The organism is Flagellimonas pacifica (assembly GCF_900215465.1).
Lineage (GTDB): Bacteria > Bacteroidota > Bacteroidia > Flavobacteriales > Flavobacteriaceae > Flagellimonas > Flagellimonas pacifica.
Genome location: NZ_OBEH01000002.1, coordinates 816,312 through 835,391, shown reverse-complemented (window position 1 = coordinate 835,391; position 19,080 = coordinate 816,312). Strand labels below are relative to the sequence as shown.

General features: G+C 38.7%; 15 protein-coding genes. 5 read left to right on the top strand and 10 right to left on the bottom strand.

All coding sequences use genetic code 11. The features are described 5' to 3' along the window. Nucleotides 1-18: 18 nt before the first annotated feature. Nucleotides 19-2,124, bottom strand: coding sequence for an ATP-dependent DNA helicase RecG (gene recG / locus CRO15_RS09390; RefSeq protein WP_097045530.1), 2,106 nt, complete (start codon nucleotides 2,122-2,124; stop codon nucleotides 19-21). A gap of 46 nt (nucleotides 2,125-2,170) precedes the next feature. On the opposite strand from recG, the gene CRO15_RS09385 reads away from it, so the two are divergent. Together CRO15_RS09385 and CRO15_RS09380 are read left to right on the top strand one after the other, a co-directional pair. Next, on the top strand, nucleotides 2,171-4,285 hold the full coding sequence (locus CRO15_RS09385) for a M1 family metallopeptidase (RefSeq protein WP_097045529.1): 2,115 nt from the start codon (nucleotides 2,171-2,173) through the stop codon (nucleotides 4,283-4,285). After that, complete coding sequence (locus CRO15_RS09380) at nucleotides 4,282-5,196, top strand: patatin-like phospholipase family protein (protein WP_097045528.1); 915 nt, start codon at nucleotides 4,282-4,284, stop codon at nucleotides 5,194-5,196. Before CRO15_RS09385 ends, CRO15_RS09380 begins: the two co-directional genes overlap by 4 nt. A 3-nt stretch (nucleotides 5,197-5,199) precedes the next feature. Here CRO15_RS09380 and CRO15_RS09375 read toward each other — a convergent pair whose 3' ends face one another. From CRO15_RS09375 to CRO15_RS09350, 6 genes are all read right to left on the bottom strand, one after another. Further along, complete coding sequence (locus CRO15_RS09375) at nucleotides 5,200-5,718, bottom strand: DUF7935 family protein (protein WP_097045527.1); 519 nt, start codon at nucleotides 5,716-5,718, stop codon at nucleotides 5,200-5,202. A 73-nt stretch (nucleotides 5,719-5,791) separates the two neighbouring features. Next, nucleotides 5,792-8,068, bottom strand: coding sequence for a GH92 family glycosyl hydrolase (locus tag CRO15_RS09370; RefSeq protein WP_097045526.1), 2,277 nt, complete (start codon nucleotides 8,066-8,068; stop codon nucleotides 5,792-5,794). A gap of 129 nt (nucleotides 8,069-8,197) precedes the next feature. Next, the gene (locus CRO15_RS09365) at nucleotides 8,198-8,971 is read right to left on the bottom strand and encodes an OmpA family protein (RefSeq protein ID WP_097045525.1); all 774 of its coding nucleotides are present in this window, start codon (nucleotides 8,969-8,971) and stop codon (nucleotides 8,198-8,200) included. A 37-nt stretch (nucleotides 8,972-9,008) separates the two neighbouring features. Further along, nucleotides 9,009-10,583 (bottom strand): FMN-binding glutamate synthase family protein, encoded by a 1,575-nt coding sequence (locus tag CRO15_RS09360; protein ID WP_097045524.1) that lies wholly within the window; start codon nucleotides 10,581-10,583, stop codon nucleotides 9,009-9,011. A 1-nt stretch (nucleotide 10,584) separates the two neighbouring features. Next, nucleotides 10,585-11,859 carry an amidohydrolase gene (locus CRO15_RS09355; RefSeq protein ID WP_097045523.1) on the bottom strand — a complete coding sequence of 425 codons (1,275 nt, stop codon included), beginning with the start codon at nucleotides 11,857-11,859 and terminating at the stop codon, nucleotides 10,585-10,587. Nucleotides 11,860-11,870: 11 nt separating this feature from the next. After that, entirely contained in the window at nucleotides 11,871-12,416 is a 546-nt protein-coding gene (locus CRO15_RS09350; RefSeq protein ID WP_097045522.1) for a DsrE family protein, read from the bottom strand. 131 nt (nucleotides 12,417-12,547) lie between these two features. On the opposite strand from CRO15_RS09350, the gene CRO15_RS09345 reads away from it, so the two are divergent. Both CRO15_RS09345 and CRO15_RS09340 read left to right on the top strand, forming a co-directional pair. Beyond that, entirely contained in the window at nucleotides 12,548-14,878 is a 2,331-nt protein-coding gene (locus CRO15_RS09345; protein ID WP_097045521.1) for an ATP-dependent helicase, read from the top strand. Between the two features lie 63 nt (nucleotides 14,879-14,941). Next, nucleotides 14,942-15,562, top strand: coding sequence for an L-threonylcarbamoyladenylate synthase (locus tag CRO15_RS09340; protein WP_097045520.1), 621 nt, complete (start codon nucleotides 14,942-14,944; stop codon nucleotides 15,560-15,562). A 51-nt stretch (nucleotides 15,563-15,613) separates the two neighbouring features. On the opposite strand, the gene CRO15_RS09335 is transcribed toward CRO15_RS09340, so the two are convergent. From CRO15_RS09335 to CRO15_RS09325, 3 genes are all read right to left on the bottom strand, one after another. Continuing rightward, complete coding sequence (locus CRO15_RS09335; protein WP_097045519.1) at nucleotides 15,614-16,489, bottom strand: OmpA/MotB family protein; 876 nt, start codon at nucleotides 16,487-16,489, stop codon at nucleotides 15,614-15,616. Between the two features lie 97 nt (nucleotides 16,490-16,586). Then, entirely contained in the window at nucleotides 16,587-17,588 is a 1,002-nt protein-coding gene (locus tag CRO15_RS09330; protein ID WP_097045518.1) for a glycosyltransferase family 2 protein, read from the bottom strand. A 12-nt stretch (nucleotides 17,589-17,600) separates the two neighbouring features. Beyond that, complete coding sequence (locus CRO15_RS09325; RefSeq protein ID WP_097045517.1) at nucleotides 17,601-18,047, bottom strand: type I restriction enzyme HsdR N-terminal domain-containing protein; 447 nt, start codon at nucleotides 18,045-18,047, stop codon at nucleotides 17,601-17,603. Nucleotides 18,048-18,073: 26 nt separating this feature from the next. Between CRO15_RS09325 and holA the strand changes: the two genes are divergently transcribed. Next, entirely contained in the window at nucleotides 18,074-19,075 is a 1,002-nt protein-coding gene (gene holA / locus CRO15_RS09320; protein ID WP_097045516.1) for a DNA polymerase III subunit delta, read from the top strand. Nucleotides 19,076-19,080: the final 5 nt, after the last annotated feature.

Below are 19,080 nucleotides of genomic sequence, written 5' to 3'. Positions count from 1 at the left end.
TTGATAGATGTCCAATGATTAGCTGATGTAATTCCAGATATTGGACTGTTGCATCATTTTGGTATAGGCTATCAAGATGTATTTGTTTTCTTCTTTTTCCAATCTTGGGTCATTTTTTAGCAGTTGCAAGGCGTGATATCGCGCCGTTTTTAATATTTGATTGTCCTTTACAATGTCCGCAATCTTCAGGTTGAGCAATCCGCTTTGTTGCGTTCCCATTAAATCCCCAGGTCCGCGAAGTTTTAAATCCACTTCTGCAATTTCAAAGCCATCATTGGTGCGAACCATGGTCTGCAAGCGTGTTTTGGCATCCTCAGATAATTTATGGCTGGTCATTAAGATACAGAAACTCTGTTCTGCACCTCTTCCAACACGTCCGCGTAGCTGGTGTAATTGAGAGAGACCAAAACGTTCTGCACTTTCAATGATCATCACAGACGCATTGGGCACATTTACGCCCACTTCAATAACGGTTGTTGCCACCATAATTTGGGTCTCACCTTTTACAAAACGTTCCATTTCGTAATCCTTGTCAGCCGGTTTCATCTTACCGTGTACAATGGAGATTTGATAGTCTGACTTGGGAAAATCACGGGCAATACTCTCATAACCATCCATCAAATCTTTATAATCTAAAGCTTCGGATTCTTTGATCAGCGGATAAACAATATAAATTTGCCTTCCTTTTTTGATTTCATCTTTGATGAATTGAAAAACCTTCAACCTATTGCTGTCAAATCGATGTACAGTTTTAATGGGTTTTCGCCCGGGAGGAAGCTCATCAATTACGGAAATATCCAAATCTCCATACAGACTCATTGCCAAGGTTCTTGGAATAGGCGTAGCGGTCATGACCAAAATGTGTGGAGGAATTTCATTTTTGTGCCATAGTTTGGAACGTTGGGCCACCCCAAACCGATGTTGCTCATCAATAATGGCCAATCCCAGATTTTTAAACTGCACCTTGTCCTCAAGAACAGCATGTGTTCCGACTAAAATATTGAGATTACCATTTTCTAGCTGATTATGTAATAGGGTTCGTTCAGATTTTTTGGTTGAACCGGTCAGAAGGGCAATTTTCACATCCATTTTGCCCAACAATTCCTTTAAGCCATTATAATGTTGTTGAGCTAATATTTCCGTGGGCGCTACCAAACAACTTTGAAACCCATTGTCCGCAGCCAAAAGCATACACAAAAGAGCTACAATGGTTTTTCCAGAACCTACATCCCCTTGAAGTAATCGATTCATTTGAGCATTACTGCCCATATCTTTTCTAATTTCCTTAATGACCCTTTTTTGGGCATTGGTCAATTCAAAAGGAAGGTGTTCGCTAAAAAAGGTATTGAAATTATCACCCACTTGATCAAATCGTAGTCCTTTAATTTTATGCTTACGAAGTATTTTTTTTGAAATCAGTTGCAATTGCACAAAAAACAGTTCTTCAAACTTTAACCGGAACTGAGCTTTGGCCAATAACTCCTGATTTTTTGGGAAATGGATATTGAAAAGAGCCTCGCTTTTTGAAATCAAACGCAATTCTTCAATTATAGATGGTGCTAATGATTCAGGAAATTTTCCTTTGCAATCCAAAAATAACTGTTGCACCATTTTACTGATTACCCGGTTGGTAATGCCCTTGGTACTCAATTTTTCGGTGGAAGGATAAATGGGCTGCATGGCAACTTTTAAGCCTTGCTGATGTTCTGACAGCAGTTCCATCTCCGGATGCGGCATGGAAAAAGTGTTTCCGTAACGGGCCGTTCTACCGAATACCACGTAGGGTTCGTTCAATTTTAGGTTTTCCCTGATCCATTTGTGCCCACGAAACCAGACTAATTCCATTTGTCCCGTGTCATCAACAAAAGAAGCGACCAAACGTTTTCCCCGTTTTTGCTCCAAGGTTTTAAGATGAACAATTTTACCCACTATCTGTACATCGGCTCCACTGGGTTGTAATTGGATTATTTTATAATATTGGGTCTTGTCCAGATAGCGATTGGGAAATAGATGCAATAAATCCCGATAGCTTTCTATTCCCAATTCTGTTCGCAAGGTTTCAGCCCGGTTTGGACCAACACCTTTTAGATACGGAATAGGAGTTTGTAGAAAATTGGGATTCATCGAACTAAAATATGTAATTTGGAAGGACTTTTGATACATCCCCAATATGAAGCTTGGCCTCACACTTATTTTTTTCCTATCACTTAAGCTTTTAAGTGCTCAAATCCAAGATGATGTGGATTTTAAATTCTGTGGAGCAGATATTTATATTCAACCTAATGAAAAGAAAATTTCAGGAAGATATAGTGTTCAGTTTTGGCCTTTAAAAAATGTGGATTCCATTTTTTTGGATGCACATGACATGTCTTTTAACAAAATAAGAATGTCCAAATACCGAACTCATAAAAGTTTGGATGTTAAGATAGATCCGTTTGTAAAAAAGGATAAACTAATTATTAAAGGGAAGTTTGAAAAAGGGGCAGCCTATACTTTACGTTTTGAATACAGAGCAACCCCAAGCCAAACGGTCTACTTTTCAGGATGGGATGATACAATTATGGGAAATGAGCAAGTTTGGACCCAAGGCCAAGGCAAATACACAAGCCATTGGCTGCCTAGTTTGGATGATATGAATGATAAGATAGAGTTTGATTTGAATTTTATCTTAGATGAAAACTATACTGTTGTTTCAAATGGTAGGCTTATGGCAAAAGATACCTTGCCTGAATCTCACGCGTTCTTATGGAAATTTGATATGGAACAACCCATGAGCAGTTATTTGGTAGGTTTTGCCATTGGCAATTTTGACAAGAAAACAATTCAATCAACATCTGGTATTTCCGTTGAATTATATTACGAACCCAAGGATAGCTTAAAAGTCGAACCCACCTATCGCTATACCAAAGAAATCTTTAATTTTTTGGAAAATGAAATCGGGGTGCCGTACCCCTGGCAAAACTATAAGCAGGTGCCAGTTCATGATTTTTTATATGCTGGAATGGAGAATACCGGCGCCACCATTTTCTCCAACACTTTTGTGGTGGACTCAACGGCATTCATGGACAAGAACTTTGTCAACGTAAATGCCCATGAAATGGCCCATCAGTGGTTTGGAAACCTAGTGACCGAACAAGGTGGGAAACACCATTGGTTGCACGAAGGATTTGCCACCTATTATGCATATTTAGCTGAAAAGGACATTTTTGGAGAAGATTATTTTTACTGGCGTTTGTTAGAAACGGCTTGGGCATTGGACAACTTTTCTGGAGAAGGAAATGGAGAGGCGTTGATAGACTCCGGTGCCGGAAGTCTTACTTTTTATGAAAAAGGAGCTTGGGCATTGGTGATGTTAAGAGAAAGGGTAGGGGATTCCAATTTTAAGCAAGGAATACAGAACTATTTGACTAAATATGCTTACCAGAACGTTACCATTTCAGATTTTATATGGGAAATGGAAAAAGCTTCGGGAATGAAGCTTATGGATTTTGAGGAAGCATGGTTGCAGGAATCTGAGTTTCCGTTTGAAGCAGTGAAGACTTTTCTGATTAAGAAAAACAAATCCATCAATGAATATTTTGAGATAAAAGATAGCATTGGGGATATGACCGCTTTGGCTGAATCTATATTAAAAAAAAAATGGGGCATGTTGATATCGGATAGATTAAAACACCAAGTACTTTTAGACTATGGAAATGAATTATCTGCAGAATTCATAAAAAGCATATTAAACAATGAAAGCCTTAAGGTGCGTCAAGCAGTGGCTTTTTCATTGGAAAAAGTTTCCGCTGATATTCAAACGGCATTTGAAAATCTATTGATGGATGAAAGTTACAAAACCATTGAATCGGCATTATATAGATTATGGACAGATTTCCCCGAACAACGAAATATCTATTTGAACAAAACAGCTAAAATCATTGGACTACCCAACAAAAATGTTCGTTTATTATGGTTGACTTTGGCTTTGGTCACACCGGAATATCAAATCATATCTAAACCAGATTTTTTTAAAGAGTTAAGTGACTATACGAGCACTGAGCATCATTTTGAGGTACGTTTGTTAGCATTTCAATACCTTAAAAGCATTGGGGCCTTTAATGATGAAACTGTAAAAAACTTGATTAAAGCTTGCAACCACCATGTTTGGCATTTTAAAAAATCATGTCGAAAAATGCTCAAAGAGTTTTGGAAGGAAGAAGAGAATAAGGAAAGGCTTAAAAACATTTATCCAACCTTAAGTTTGGAACAGCAAAAATATATTGATAAAACTTTTGGAAAATGAGGGCATTGGTTATTTCTGGAGGTGGAAGCAAGGGGGCATTTGCTGGTGGGGTTGCTCAGTTCCTAATTCAGGAAGCGAAGCATGAATACGATTTGTTTGTGGGGACCTCCACAGGGAGTCTTCTAATTTCGCATTTAGCATTGAATAAGCTTGACAAGATCAAACAGATTTATTCCTCGGTCAATCAGGACAGTATATTCAACAACTGTCCGTTCTTGGTCAAAAAGAAGCATGGGGTAGAAACTATTGCCATAAATCATTGGAATGTGGTCAAAAATTTTATCCGAGGTAAAAAAACCTTTGGGGAAAGTGAAAACCTTCGTAAACTTATCCGTAACTCTATAACTCCAGAAGAATTTAAAGAGTTAAAGCAAGGTGCTAAAGATATTGTGGTCACGGTTTCTAACCTCTCTTTGAATCAGGTAGAGTATAAGTCGATAAACGATTGTACATATGATGAATTTTGCGATTGGATTTGGATTTCTTCCAACTACGCGCCATTTATGAGTTTGGTAAGGCGAAATGGATGTGAATATGCAGATGGAGGGTTGGGAAGCCTTGTGCCCATAGAAGAAGCTGTAAAACGAGGAGCAACCGAAATTGATGTAGTGGTGCTTCACACCGAAGTGAATTACTTGAACCGTATGCCGGCCAGAAATCCTTTTGAATTGATAACCACCATTTTTAGTTTTGTTTTGGATAGGATTGAAAACCAAAATGTAAGAATTGGTAAGCTTGTTGCCAATCAAAATGATGCTATCATCAATTTTTATTACACACCAACAATTTTAACTACAAACTCATTGGTTTTTAACAAAGAACGAATGACAAGATGGTGGAAAAGAGGCTATCTGTATGCTAAAAACAAAAATGAGGAAACTAGTCCAATAGCACCAGACCACACAGATTAAATATTACCATAATTCGCCTACTTCCTTTTTTACAAATGCCAAGGCAGTAGTTGATGGTGATTGTTTTTCCATGGTTTGGTTAAGGATATCTTCCCGTAATTTATCTGGAGAGTCCGTTTCGCTCATACCTGCAGAACGAATAATTTGGATGGTAGCATTTTTAGCTGCCTTGATAATGTTCCAGCATTCTTCTGACATATAAATTTGTTGGGAAAGATTGTGTTCAAATTCGGTTTCCACTTGTTTGATGAGTAGATTTTCATAAGCACTTTTGTCCTTTCCTTTGGGAGCCACCCTAACTACTAAACTATTGATGGAGATTCTCTCCAAGAAGAGCACCATTCTTTCATAGGCTTGCAATCTGATGGGCAGTGTATCTTTTTGTGAATCTTTATGTAATAAAAAACGTCTTCGACCATCTTCATTTCTAGTATGCAATCTGAAGAAGTAAAAGGCTACCGCTCCGGTAACAACAGCAGGTAATAAATAAGCAAAAAGCTGAAAAATCTGATCTCCGGTCATAGGATGGTTTGTTTTTGGATTTTATAAAATCTAAAACGGACGAAAAGAACAAAAAGTATCCCTAAGTAAAACATCATTGTTTTTTAGGTCGATTTCCCATTGTAATCTCCAATGTACTGCCTTTCTTAATGTCATCATGGGTAAAGAACAGCTCATCCAATTCTTTCCCATTTAGTTGTGCTGATTGCACATATTTGTTTTCTGACGAGTTATTATATGTAATGATGGAGAAGGTTTTGCCGCTTCCTAAAGGAATCTCAACTTTATCGAATAACGGCCTTCCTATTACATATTCTGGCTTGCCAGGGGTTACCTGATAGAAACCCATAGCATTTAAGATGTACCAAGCCGACATCTGACCACAATCCTCATTCCCAATAATGCCATCAGGTTCCGTGGTGTAGAATTCTTTTAGAATTTGGTCCACCAACTTCTGTGTTTTCCATGCTTGGCCTGCATAGGTGTACATATGCGAAATATGATGGCTTGGCTCGTTGCCATGGGCGTATTGTCCTATAAGCCCAGTAATATCTCCACTAGCATTATCACCTTCAATTTCAGAAGAAGTTGAAAAAAGACTGTCCATTTTCATGGTGAAAGAATCGTAGCCTCCGTACAATTGGGCAAAACCTTCAATGTCATGAGGTACAAACCAATTCCATTGCCAGGCATTGCCTTCAATGTAATCGGAATGTTCATGATCCGAATGTTTTGGATTGAACGGTTCTCTCCAGGAACCATCCGCATTTCTTCCTCGCATAAAGCCTGTTTCTGAATCAAAATATTGTCGATAGGCCAACGCTCGTTGTTGAAATTCCTTTGAAATGGAATCGTTATTGGCAAATGATGCAATTTGAGAAATACACCAATCATAATAGGCATTTTCCAAGCCATAGGAAATAGAGCCGGTAATCTTATCGGAAGGAATATGGGCGCCTTCATTGATATACTTGTTGTGTTCCGACATCACTCTTTTTTTTCGGGGTTCTGCTTCATCCGCTATCAATTCTGGAAGGTAAGAACTGCTGGTAATTGAAGCCTTAAGCGCTAATTGGGAATCAATACCCGGTAATTTTTTTGACAAGGCATCGGCAATGTTGGCAACGGCAGGATAACCCACCATGGTGCCAGTATAGTTTGAAGCCAAAGGCCATTTGGGCAATAGGCCACCTTGTTCATACTTGGACAGCAGATTGTTGACATATTCAATAGATTTGGGTTCGTCAATTATGGTCATCAAAGGATGAAGTGCCCTAAACGTATCCCATAACGAATATACCGTATAGTTAACCTCTCCTTCTTTAGTTTTGTGTATTTTTTTATCGATGCCCCTATATCTACCATCCACATCTTGATACAACATGGGTGCGATCATACTGTGGTATAGCGACGTATAAAATGTAGTGAGTACTTTTTCATTGCTGGTTACTACCTTGATTCGACCCAATTCATTTTTCCATTTTTCTTTAGCATCCGATACTACCTTGTCAAAATTCCAATGGGAGATTTCAGTTTTCAGGTTGTTTTCCGCTCCCATCAAGTCCACTGCTGATATCCCCACTTTTAGCATCAAGGACTGATCGTTCTTGAGAGAAGGAAAATTAAGAACGGTGTGAATATTTCTTCCCTCGTGCTCGGTCAATTCGGTATTCACCATAATACTATCTACCACAATTTCTTCCACAGCAAAAGAACTGGAAAACTTGGCATAGAAATAGACCTTATGATCATAGGCCCAACCTTGTGACTGTTTTAGACCTCTTATGGTGCTATCATTTACAATTTCAAGCTGGTTTAAGGTATTGCTATGCCCCCAAGTCTGTTGTAATATGTGGCCCAAATCCAACAATAACTTTTTTTTAGTGGACGGATCATAACTGTATTGGTGCATGCCCGCCCGTTTTGTTGCGGTCAATTTAGCTTCGACCTGATAATTATCAAACTTGACAGTATAAAGACCGACCTCAGCATGTTCGTTTGATTTTTTAAAAGTGGCAATTGGTTTGTTCTCTTTTTCTTCAGTGAAGGGTAATACCAGAATATCACCCATATCTCCAATACCCGTTCCGCTTAAATGGGTATGGGAAAAACCATAAATAGTACTATCGCTATAATGGTATCCACTGGAAGCATCCCAGCCATTTAGGCGTGTATCTGGGCCCAATTGTACCATTCCATGCGGTAAAACAGGACCAGGGAAGGTGTGGCCATGAAAACCTGTTCCAATAAAAGGGTCAACATAATTTAAGGGGTCAATTTGCTGTTTGGGACTTTTTTGCTCTTGCGAGCATGACAAAGCACAAATAATAATCGTCCCTGTAAAAAGGGATTTTTTAAATAAAGAGGCCATGAAGTCTTGATTTTCTTTTAGAAGAAATCAAGATAGCGCAATCAATTCCCTTTTTTCATTTAAATCGACCAACAACTTGGATGTAACAACCAACACACTTTCATTGCCTAGTCGTACTAAGGTGATTTTTTATTGCCCTTTGGTCAAACGCTCTTTGGCCCTGTCGTAAAATCCTTTATGGTCTGGTTGTAATCTAATTGCAACCCCTTCCTTAAAGTTTCCGTCTTTTACAGAAATCCCAATGGCATCAGCCGGAACTTGTAAGGCTCCTATCAGTTCTTTGGAAACAGATGCGGTTTGGTCCAGTGTTACGGCAAACTCTCCCGTGATGTTCAACCCCTCAATTTGAGTTTTGAGTGTGGGATTGGCAATAATCACTTTGGCCACATTAGCTAACCAAGTTTTACCTTCATCGGTTAAATCAGTTGAAGTATCGGAACCAAATAAATTGGTGATACTATTCGATATTACAATTGCTCCCTCATTAACATCGGCATTGGCACCTTCTCCCAAGGTTTGTTTAACCTTGGACAACAATACAATTGCAGTGGAATCATTGGATGCTATCATTTCGTTCAAAACACTCAACTGTTTTTCTTTGCGACTTAAGGCGGCCAAGGTTTTGTTTACATTTTCACTATTCTTTTTAGAAAGCTCAGAAAAACTGCTCAGATTCTTTAAAAGCGTAGCGTTGGCATCTCTTAAACTTACATTTTCAATTTCAAGGGTTTCCGCTTTGGCCTTACTAGATGAAACTTTACGTTTAGTTTCCGCCAGTTCCTGCTCTACACTTTTAATATTGGTCTTCAAATCATCGATTTGAGCGAATAGCTCACTTTTCTTCTGTGAAAACCCTACCGTTGTTAGAATCAAGCATAGGATTATTGGTAATTTTCTTTTCATAAGTAAGTAATATTTGGTCTATTATTTCAAATCAAAATTAGGGTGTTTTTTTGGAAGTTGTTTTACTACCCAAATAGACGCAATCGTAAAGTTCTTGCATTGAACTGAATGGGACTTCATTTTTGCAATAACCATATACTGATTCTAGGTCACTGCTAAGGTAGTCATCATCTACATTGACTTGTATATCATTCATGCTAAATTGACAAGGATGTTCGTAACCAGCAGCATGAGTAATTTCCAAAAATTCCTTTCTAAATGTTTTGAAATATTGAGCCAAACGGTCAGATTTTAAAGGAACACTGATACCTTTTTGTAACCACTTACTCTGCGTGGCCACTCCCGCAGGACATCTGTTGGTATGACAAACTTGGGCCTGAATACAACCAATACTCATCATGGCCTCGCGGGCTACATTGATACAGTCAACTCCCATGGCAAAAGCCATTGCAGCCTTTGCGGGAAATCCCAATTTTCCGCTCCCTATAAAAACAATACGCTCGGCAAGTGCCCTTTCTTTAAATATTTTGTATACCGATGAGAAACCGTAGACCCAAGGCAAAGAAACATGATCTGCAAAACTGGGCGGGGCCGCACCTGTACCACCTTCACCACCATCAATTGTAATGAAATCAGGACCCTTTCCAGATTTTTTCATCAAATCTGCGAGCTCTTCCCATTGCGTTAATTTCCCGATTGCTGCTTTAATTCCGACCGGTAGCCCTGTTTGATTGGCGATGTCTTCAATAAGGTGTAAGAGCTCAGGAATGGAATTGAAAGCTTTATGTGTAGCAGGGGAGAGAACATCCTTACCAACTTCAACTCCTCTTATTTTAGCTATTTCAGGAGAAATCTTGGCACCAGGAAGCACACCTCCCTTACCTGGTTTTGCTCCTTGTGAAAGTTTGATTTCAATAGCTTTGATACATGGATTCTCATCAACTAGAATCTTCATTTTCTCCATAGAAAAATTGCCCTCTCTGGATCGCACTCCAAAATATCCTGTTCCAAAATGAAAAATGACATCACCACCTTGTTTGTGATAGGGGGAAAGTCCTCCTTCTCCAGTATTGTGATAAGCATGGCTCTTTTCAACACCTTTATTCATGGATTTGACTGCCGCAGCAGAGAGCGAACCAAAACTCATGGCAGACACGTTGATCACAGAGGCAGGTCGATAAGGTTTTTTACGCTTGTTGTATGCCCCAATTACTTTGGCACAAGGCAAGAAATATGGATTTTGTTTGTTGGGGTGGTTTTCGGGTACCTGATATCCAATCATTGCATTCTTTACAAAGATGTGTTGGTGTGCATAAATATCTCGATCCGTACCAAATCCTTCGTAATTGTTTTCCTTTTTGGCCGAAGCATATATCCAACCTCTCTCAATTCGATTGAATGGAAGCTCTTCGCGATTATTGGCTACAAAATACTGTCGCATTTCCGGACCAATACTCTCCAACCAATACCTAAGGTGTCCAACAATTGGAAAGTTGTGACTAATGGTATGTGATTTTTGAAAGAATATATCACGAATAGCCACTAGAGCCAAAAAAACCAGAACCCAGACCCACCAAGAAATCGATCCTAGAAAATCCAATACTATTTCCATCTTACATATTCAAATAATCCAATGTCAACTCTGTCATTGCTTTCACACCCAAGAGCAGTCCGCTGTCATCAATTTTAAAGTCTGGGGTATGGTGTGGAAACGATTCTGTATTTCCGGGGGTCATTCCGCCTAAAAAGAAATACAGCCCAGGAACTTTTTCTTGAAAATAACTAAAATCTTCTGCGCCGGTAATGGCTTTGTGGACCACAACATTTTCCGTGCCAGCCACCCTTTGAAGGGTGGGAACCATTTTAGGAGTTAGTTCTAAATCATTGAAAGTAATGGAAGTAGAGCTCTTGATATCGATAGTGGCATCACCTCCATAAGCTTGGGCAATGGCAGGCACCATTTCTTCCATACGTTTGTTGATGTGTTTTTGCATATCGTAATCCAGAGTGCGGATGGTTCCTATCAATTCTGCACTTTCTGGAATAATGTTGAACCGTACACCACTGGTAATTTTACCCACAGTGATTACAGCTGCTTCATTAGTCAATTCTGTTTCTCTACTTATGATTGTCTGTAACCCATCAATGATTTTTGCACTGATCAAAATGGGGTCAACACCACCCCAAGGTTGAGAACCGTGCGTTTGTTTTCCTTTTACATTGATAACAAAGCGCTGCGCTGCGGCCATACTTCCCCCTGGTTTGTATTTGATGGTTCCCACTGGGGTCTGCGAATTAATATGAAGACCAAAGATGGCATCAACATCTGGATTGGAAAGGACACCTTCCTTTACCATTAGCAAAGCACCACCTTCTTCACCTGGAGGTGCGCCTTCCTCTGCAGGTTGGAAGATGAATTTTACCGTTCCTTTGATTTTATCCTTGTTTTTGGAAAGCACTTCGGCAACACCCATTAGAATTGCGGTATGCGTGTCATGTCCACAAGCGTGCATTACTCCAACCTCTTTACCCAAAAACGTAGATTTTAGTTCAGATTTAAAAGGAAGGTCGTTGCGCTCGGTTACCGGTAGCGCATCAATATCTGCTCGAAGAGCAACTACCTTACCGGGTTGATTACCTTTTAGCAGTCCTACGACACCTGTATGCGCCACTCCGGTTTGTACGTCAATTCCTAAGGATTTTAGATGTTTGGCAATTTTTTCGGCAGTTTTGAACTCCCGATTACTGAGTTCTGGGTTTTGATGGAAATCCCGTCGCCATTCTATTACCTTGTTTTCAACAGAGGAATAATCTTTTTTCAGGTTGTGGTCTTGAGCCCAAAATGACAGACTGATTAGGAGTAGCGTAAATGTTAGTGTTTTGCGCATGTGTTTTTAGTTTAGAATTTTATAAGTTGATAACCTTCGTTTTGCAATTGAATGAGTGCGGTCATAGCGGAAAGGGAAATTTTGACCCCGGGGATAAGTTCTTCTTTTGGAAAATCTCGTGATTTGGATGATTGACCACATAAAATAACCTCAACCCCGGCATTCATCAATTCTTTGACCATATTGTAATTGGGGTTTGGCACCCCGTACCTGTTTTGGTATACTTTATTTTGAATGATATCTTTTGAAGCTTTATTGTGTACGACCAAGGCAACTTTCAATTGTGATTCCGGAACACCGCTTTGTGCATGCATATTTAAAAAACGTGCTGCCGTTTCAATGGTTTTATTGATTTCTATGTGGGATTCTGGACTGTTCGTAATATCAAAAACCACTTTGAAATCTGAATTGACATTGGTTTTGAAATCTGGATTGTCTATTTTATGAACCTTGCCAAAATCTGCAATGACGGGGCCTGCTTTTGGATTTTGGGAAAATATAATATAGTTGAAACAAAGGGTGAAGAAAAACAGGAATAAATGTAAAGGTTTTGCCATATTTTTTTGATTTCCTAAATATATTCAATTCAGATTAAACTTGTTCTGTGTTTATAAGTATTAACAGGATCATTTTAGCATGATATCATTATTGGCTAATTTCACATCTACTTTTAAAAACACCTAAAGGTTTGAGTAGTTTTTTGGATGAATTGAACGACGCCCAACGGGCTCCTGTGCTGCATAAAGATGGCCCTTTGATGGTAATTGCTGGTGCAGGCTCTGGAAAAACCCGTGTGTTAACATATAGGATAGCCCATTTGATGGGGCAAGGGGTTGACTCTTTTAATATTCTGGCATTGACCTTTACCAATAAGGCTGCGCGCGAAATGAAAAAGCGTATTGCCACTATTGTTGGAAATTCTGAGGCCAAGAATCTGTGGATGGGAACTTTTCATTCAGTTTTTGCCAAGTTATTGCGTTTTGATGGTGATAAATTAGGTTACCCAAGCAATTTTACCATCTACGACACCCAGGATTCGCAACGTTTGATTGCTGCCATTATTAAGGAGATGGGGTTGGACAAGGACATTTATAAGTACAAACAGATTCAAAACAGAATATCATCTTACAAGAACAGTTTGATCACTGTAAAGGCTTATTTCCAGAACCCTGAACTTGTGGAAGCTGATGCCATGGCCAAAAGACCTCGACTTGGCGAGATTTATCAGAACTATGTGGATCGTTGTTTTAAGGCTGGGGCAATGGATTTTGATGATCTTTTGTTGCGTACCAATGAGTTATTGACCCGTTTTCCAGAGGTGTTGGCAAAATATCAGGATAGGTTCCGGTATATTTTGGTGGATGAGTATCAGGATACCAATCATTCACAATATCTGATTGTAAAAGCACTTTCGGACCGGTATCAAAATATTTGCGTAGTGGGAGATGATGCGCAAAGTATTTATTCATTTCGTGGAGCCAATATTAGCAATATCCTCAATTTTCAACGGGATTATGATAATGTAGGTATGTACCGATTGGAACAGAACTATCGCTCCACAAAGAATATAGTAAATGCGGCCAACTCTATCATCGCTAAGAATAAAAATCAGTTGGAAAAAGTGGTTTGGACCTCAAATGATGAGGGAAACAAGATAAAAATCCACCGCAGTATTACTGATGCTGAGGAGGGCAGATATGTTGCTAGTTCCATTTTTGAAAATAAGATGCAACAACAGTTGCAAAATGGCGAGTTTGCGGTGTTGTACAGAACTAACTCGCAATCCAGGGCAATTGAAGATGCATTGCGTAAAAGGGATATTCCGTATCGGATTTATGGCGGACTTTCTTTTTATCAGCGTAAAGAGATCAAAGATGTGTTGGCTTATTTACGGATGGTCATCAACCCAAAAGATGAGGAAGCTCTAAAGCGAATCATCAATTTTCCTGCAAGAGGTATTGGGCAGACCACGATTGACAAGTTGGTGGTTGCGGCCAATCATTATGGTCGTTCCATTTTTGAAGTAATGGAGCACTTGGAGAAACTCCAGTTGAAAATTAACGCAGGTACTACACGAAAACTTCAAGATTTTGTGACCATGGTCAAGAGTTTTCAGATTATGAATGAAGGGTCGGATGCTTTTGCACTCGCCGAACATGTTGCCAAGAAGACAGGGTTGCTTTTAGAGTTCAAAAAAGACGGTACGCCTGAAGGCATTGCCCGCATGGAGAATATTGAAGAACTTTTAAATGGTATCAAGGATTTTGTTGAGGGACAAAAGGAATTGGCTGATGCCACAGGTAGTCTTACAGAGTTTTTGGAAGATGTGGCCCTTGCAACGGATATGGACAAAGATACCGGTGATGATGACCGAGTGGCTTTAATGACTATTCACTTGGCAAAAGGATTGGAGTTTCCTCATGTGTATATAGTGGGTATGGAGGAAGATTTGTTTCCTTCGGCCATGAGTATGAACACCCGAAGTGAATTGGAAGAGGAGCGTAGATTGTTTTATGTGGCACTTACAAGGGCAGAAAAGCAAGCCTACCTCACTTATACCCAAAACAGGTATCGTTGGGGAAAACTTATAGATGCTGAACCAAGTCGCTTTTTGGAAGAGATAGAGGAACAATATGTTGAAAACCTTACCCCTGTAAATGATGGATATCGCTATAAATCTATGATTGATGCGGACATTTTTGGAGAGGTGGACAAAAGTAGACTTAGACAGGCAAAACCTAAGAATGGGACACCACCAAGTGTTCAAAAGCCCAATGAAAATCAGTTGAGAAAGCTTAGGAAGTTGAAACCTGAGATTTCTTCCCCCACCAATAACACAAATAAGGTAGACCCAAGTCTGGTAGAAGGTTCTTTGGTAAACCACACCCGATTTGGAAAAGGGAAAGTACTTAAAATTGAAGGGATAGGCAACGACAGGAAAGCTGAAATCCAGTTTGAAAGAGGAGATATAAAGAAACTACTGCTCCGATTTGCTAAGTTGGAGGTCTTGGAGGTCTAGTAGTTAAAGTTGTCTAAGGATTGGCTATAATCTTCGTTACTTTGTATTAAATGAAAATTGTTTATGGCCGAACTCATAAAACTTTTTGAGGAAAATCCAAACCCTAGGCAGATTGAGAAAATTGTGAATGTGTTAAGAGCGGGAGGGCTCGTCATTTATCCAACAGATACGGTTTATGGTTTGGGTTGTGATATTACCAATTCAAAAGCACTTCAAAGAATTGCACGAATCAAAGGAATAAAATTGGAAAAGTCCAATTGGTCATTTGTCTGTGCGGATTTGAGTAACCTTTCCGATTTTGTTCGTCAAATAGATACTTCTACTTTTAAAATATTAAAAAGGGCCTTACCGGGACCATATACTTTTATTCTTCCTGGAAATAATAACCTTCCAAAAGATTTCAAAAAAAAGAAAACAGTGGGGATACGGGTGCCGGACAATGCTATTGTACAAGCATTGGTCGCCGAATTGGGCAATCCTATTGTTTCTACCTCTATCCGTGATGAAGATGATGTTTTGGAGTATACCACAGACCCTGAGCTTATTTATGAGAAGTGGCAGAATTTAGTAGATGTGGTCATTGATGGAGGATATGGTGGAAACGTAGCTTCAACGGTTGTTGACTTATCTGAAGGATATCCTGAGGTTGTGAGAGAGGGTAAAGGAAGTTTGGATATTTTCTAAAACAAAGAACGGCCCATTTGGGCCGTTCTTGTTTCTTGAGAGCGGTAATTGTTAGTTACCTGACCCACCAATGGCAGGATCTTTCATACCTTCTTCAATCATGCTGTAGAATTGATCGATTTTTGGAAGAACAACAATTCTGGTCCTTCTGTTCCTAGCTCTATCAGCAGCGGTATCATTGGATGCCACAGGAATGTAATAACTTCTTCCAGCTGCTGTCATACGTTTAGGATCTACATTGAAATCGTTCTGTAATGTTCTAACAATAGATGTAGCACGTTTTGCACTTAAATCCCAGTTATCAACAAGAGCCCCACTACCTTTATAAGGAACATTATCAGTATGTCCTTCAACCAAGAATTCAAAATCTGGTTTGTTGTTTACCACTTTGGCAACTTTACCAAGAACGTTTCTGGCTGCGCTTGTAATGTTATAACTTCCACTTCGGAACAATAATTTATCAGAAATAGATACGTATACCACACCTTTTTCTACACTTACTTCAATGTCTTCGTCATCCAAGTTGCCAAGAACTCCTTTAAGACTTTGTACCAGCGCAAGGTTAACAGAATCTCTTCTAGTTACGGCATCTTGTAATTTTCTAATGGTAAGGTCTTTTTCACGTAAACTTTCCAAAGATTTCTCAAGGTTTTCAGCACCTTTGGTGGTTAGTGTAGTCAAATTACCCATGTTGTTGATCAATTCTTGATTGTTGGCTTTCAAGAAAGCGTTTTGATCTTCAAGGGTTTTTAATCTAGATGAAGCCGTAGCTTTTTCTTCCAAGCAGTCATTTAATTTAACCGTTGCTGAATTCAAAAGATCTTGGGTTTCTTGTTGTTTTGCTTCTAAATCAGCATATTTTTTTTGCGATACACAAGAGGACAATAAAATTGCCATTGATAATGTTCCTAGGAAAACTTTTTTCATGGTTTTGATTATATAATTTATAGATTTTCAGATATCTTGATGCACAAATTCTCTGCCAAAATTAGGTAAAAAGCAAAATTGGACTATTTAGGCATCGTTAATCTTTTACTAAAATGTTAAAATTCTTTACTTGATGTACGAAATGTGACCAAACAATGGATGTTGTTGAATAGTACTTTAATAAAAAATTAGCTTTTTCCCGCTTTTTGTACAGCTTTCTAAAGTTAACATAAAAACTCAGATGTGCACGCAGAATAGCTATGCAATGATTGAATTTAAATTGAAAAATAAAACGCATGGCTGCTATACCATCCAAAAGTAGACGTAAAAAGACAATTGTAAATGCTCTTTTGCCAGGTAGATTCTTGGTAATGGAGTAGAGAGAGTTCCTGAAATTAAGAAAGGTCTTTTTTGGGTCCATGTTTTTAAGTGTGGATCCTCCCATGTGGTAAATTTTGCTATTACCTACATAATAAACTTTATGACCGTTATTTTTTGCCCTCCAGCATAGATCAATCTCTTCTTGATGTGCAAAATAGTCCTCATCAAACCCGTTTAACAAGTTAAAAACATCTTTTTTGATGAACATACAGGCACCTGTGGCCCAAAACACTTCTTTGGTGTCATCATACTGCCCTTCATCTTTTTCCAATGCTTGGAATATCCTCCCTCTACAGAATGGATACCCTAGCTTATCAATGAATCCACCAGCCGCACCGGCATATTCAAAATATTCTTTACGATTAAGATCAAGAATTTTTGGTTGGATAATTGCTGCTTCCGAAATGTTGTTAAAAGTGCCCAAAATAGGATTCAACCAATTTGGTGTTACTTCAACATCCGAATTTAAAAGGCAGTAAATATCCGCATCTATGTGTTGTAATCCGTCGTTGTATCCTTTGGCGAAGCCACCGTTTGTTGTATTCTGAATCACACCTATCTGTGGATATTCGTTCTTTAAAAAATTTACCGAATCATCAGAACTTGCGTTGTCAACAACATAGATATTGGCTCCTTGCGAATATGCAATTACCGAAGGAAGGAACCTTTCCAATAAAGCTCTACCGTTCCAGTTCAATATGACTATGGCGACTTTCAAAACGGGAGCAAATTAACGGCTAAAATCAGGAATTTCCTTCAAAAACATATATTTTTCGTGCTCAAAGTCCATTTTACAGTAATAATGTTCCAATCCGTTGGTCACCATAAGATGGTCGGCCTTTAAATTGAGATTGTACTGGGATATTTGGTCAAAAGTTGATTGATTGATTTTTATTTCCGGTGCTTTGCATTCTGCCAAAACATCAATAGTTCCATTGGATTTGAAGACAACAACATCATAACGTTTTTTTAAGTTGTTCACATTCAGTTGTTTTTCTACGTTGATCAAGCTCTTTGGGTACTTTTTGGTAAAGATTAAAAAATGGACCACGTGTTGACGCACCCATTCCTCAGGTTGAAGCAACACAAACTTTTTACGGATTACATCAAAAATATAGAGCCTATTTTCGCTACTTTTGATTCTAAACTGATACTTGGGGAAGTTCAATGGTTGCATTGGACAAATTTGATGATTTTTTCTGAATGGACAGAGTAAAAGAAATAGTGGGCAACATAAAACAAGGGACTCCAAAGCCTATTTATTTTTTAATGGGAGATGAACCCTATTATATTGACAAGATTTCTAAGTATATAGCAGATAATGTGTTGACCGAGGATGAAAAAGGTTTCAATCAAATGGTTTTGTATGGAAAAGAAACTAGTGTTGATGATGTAATTGCTAATGCCAAAAGGTTTCCCATGATGGCAGAGCACCAAGTGGTCATAGTAAAAGAGGCGCAACATCTTTCCCGAAATATTGAGAGTTTCACTTCTTATGCAGAGAATCCTCAGCCATCCACCATATTGGTTATCTGTTATAAATATAAAAAACTGGACAAACGGAAAAAGCTATACAAGTCCATTCAAAAAACTGGGGAACTTTTTGAAAGTAAGAAGTTGTATGAAAATCAGGTATCGGAATGGATAAGAAGAACTTTGAGTGGGAAAAAATATAAGATTTCTCCCAAAGCTTGTATGTTACTGGTGGAATTTCTGGGTACAGATTTGAGTAAAATAAATAATGAGCTGGATAAGTTAAGGTTGATGGTGCCTTCAACTACGGAGATTACCCCGGACCATATAGAACAACATATAGGTATAAGTAAAGATTTCAACAATTTTGAACTGAAAAAGGCAATAGGGGAGCGAAATGTGCGAAAAACTACTCGTATCATCGATTATTTTTCTCAAAACCCAAAGGACAACCCTTTCGTGGTTACCATTACTCTTTTAAATACTTTTTTCACACAGTTACTCCAGTATCATGGACTTAAAGACCATTCGCCGGGCAACGTAGCAAAAGTCTTAGGAGTTAATCCATATTTTGTGAATGAATTTACCATTGCTGCCAAAAACTATCCTATGAAAAGAGTCAGCACCATAATTTCCAACTTACGCCAATTGGATTTGAAAAGTAAAGGTGTTGGAGCGAATAATATGCCTCAAGCAGACTTGCTTAAAGAGTTGCTTACAAAAGTACTCTAAGCACA

What these genes read in the sequence shown, in the direction of transcription:
- recG (WP_097045530.1), bottom strand. Translation starts at nt 2,124, where the DNA reads ATGAATCCCAATTTTCTACAAACTCCTATTCCGTATCTAAAAGGTGTT.
- CRO15_RS09385 (WP_097045529.1), top strand. Translation starts at nt 2,171, where the DNA reads ATGAAGCTTGGCCTCACACTTATTTTTTTCCTATCACTTAAGCTTTTA.
- CRO15_RS09380 (WP_097045528.1), top strand. Translation starts at nt 4,282, where the DNA reads ATGAGGGCATTGGTTATTTCTGGAGGTGGAAGCAAGGGGGCATTTGCT.
- CRO15_RS09375 (WP_097045527.1), bottom strand. Translation starts at nt 5,718, where the DNA reads ATGACCGGAGATCAGATTTTTCAGCTTTTTGCTTATTTATTACCTGCT.
- CRO15_RS09370 (WP_097045526.1), bottom strand. Translation starts at nt 8,068, where the DNA reads ATGGCCTCTTTATTTAAAAAATCCCTTTTTACAGGGACGATTATTATT.
- CRO15_RS09365 (WP_097045525.1), bottom strand. Translation starts at nt 8,971, where the DNA reads ATGAAAAGAAAATTACCAATAATCCTATGCTTGATTCTAACAACGGTA.
- CRO15_RS09360 (WP_097045524.1), bottom strand. Translation starts at nt 10,583, where the DNA reads ATGGAAATAGTATTGGATTTTCTAGGATCGATTTCTTGGTGGGTCTGG.
- CRO15_RS09355 (WP_097045523.1), bottom strand. Translation starts at nt 11,859, where the DNA reads ATGCGCAAAACACTAACATTTACGCTACTCCTAATCAGTCTGTCATTT.
- CRO15_RS09350 (WP_097045522.1), bottom strand. Translation starts at nt 12,416, where the DNA reads ATGGCAAAACCTTTACATTTATTCCTGTTTTTCTTCACCCTTTGTTTC.
- CRO15_RS09340 (WP_097045520.1), top strand. Translation starts at nt 14,942, where the DNA reads ATGGCCGAACTCATAAAACTTTTTGAGGAAAATCCAAACCCTAGGCAG.
- CRO15_RS09335 (WP_097045519.1), bottom strand. Translation starts at nt 16,489, where the DNA reads ATGAAAAAAGTTTTCCTAGGAACATTATCAATGGCAATTTTATTGTCC.
- CRO15_RS09325 (WP_097045517.1), bottom strand. Translation starts at nt 18,047, where the DNA reads ATGCAACCATTGAACTTCCCCAAGTATCAGTTTAGAATCAAAAGTAGC.
- holA (WP_097045516.1), top strand. Translation starts at nt 18,074, where the DNA reads ATGGACAGAGTAAAAGAAATAGTGGGCAACATAAAACAAGGGACTCCA.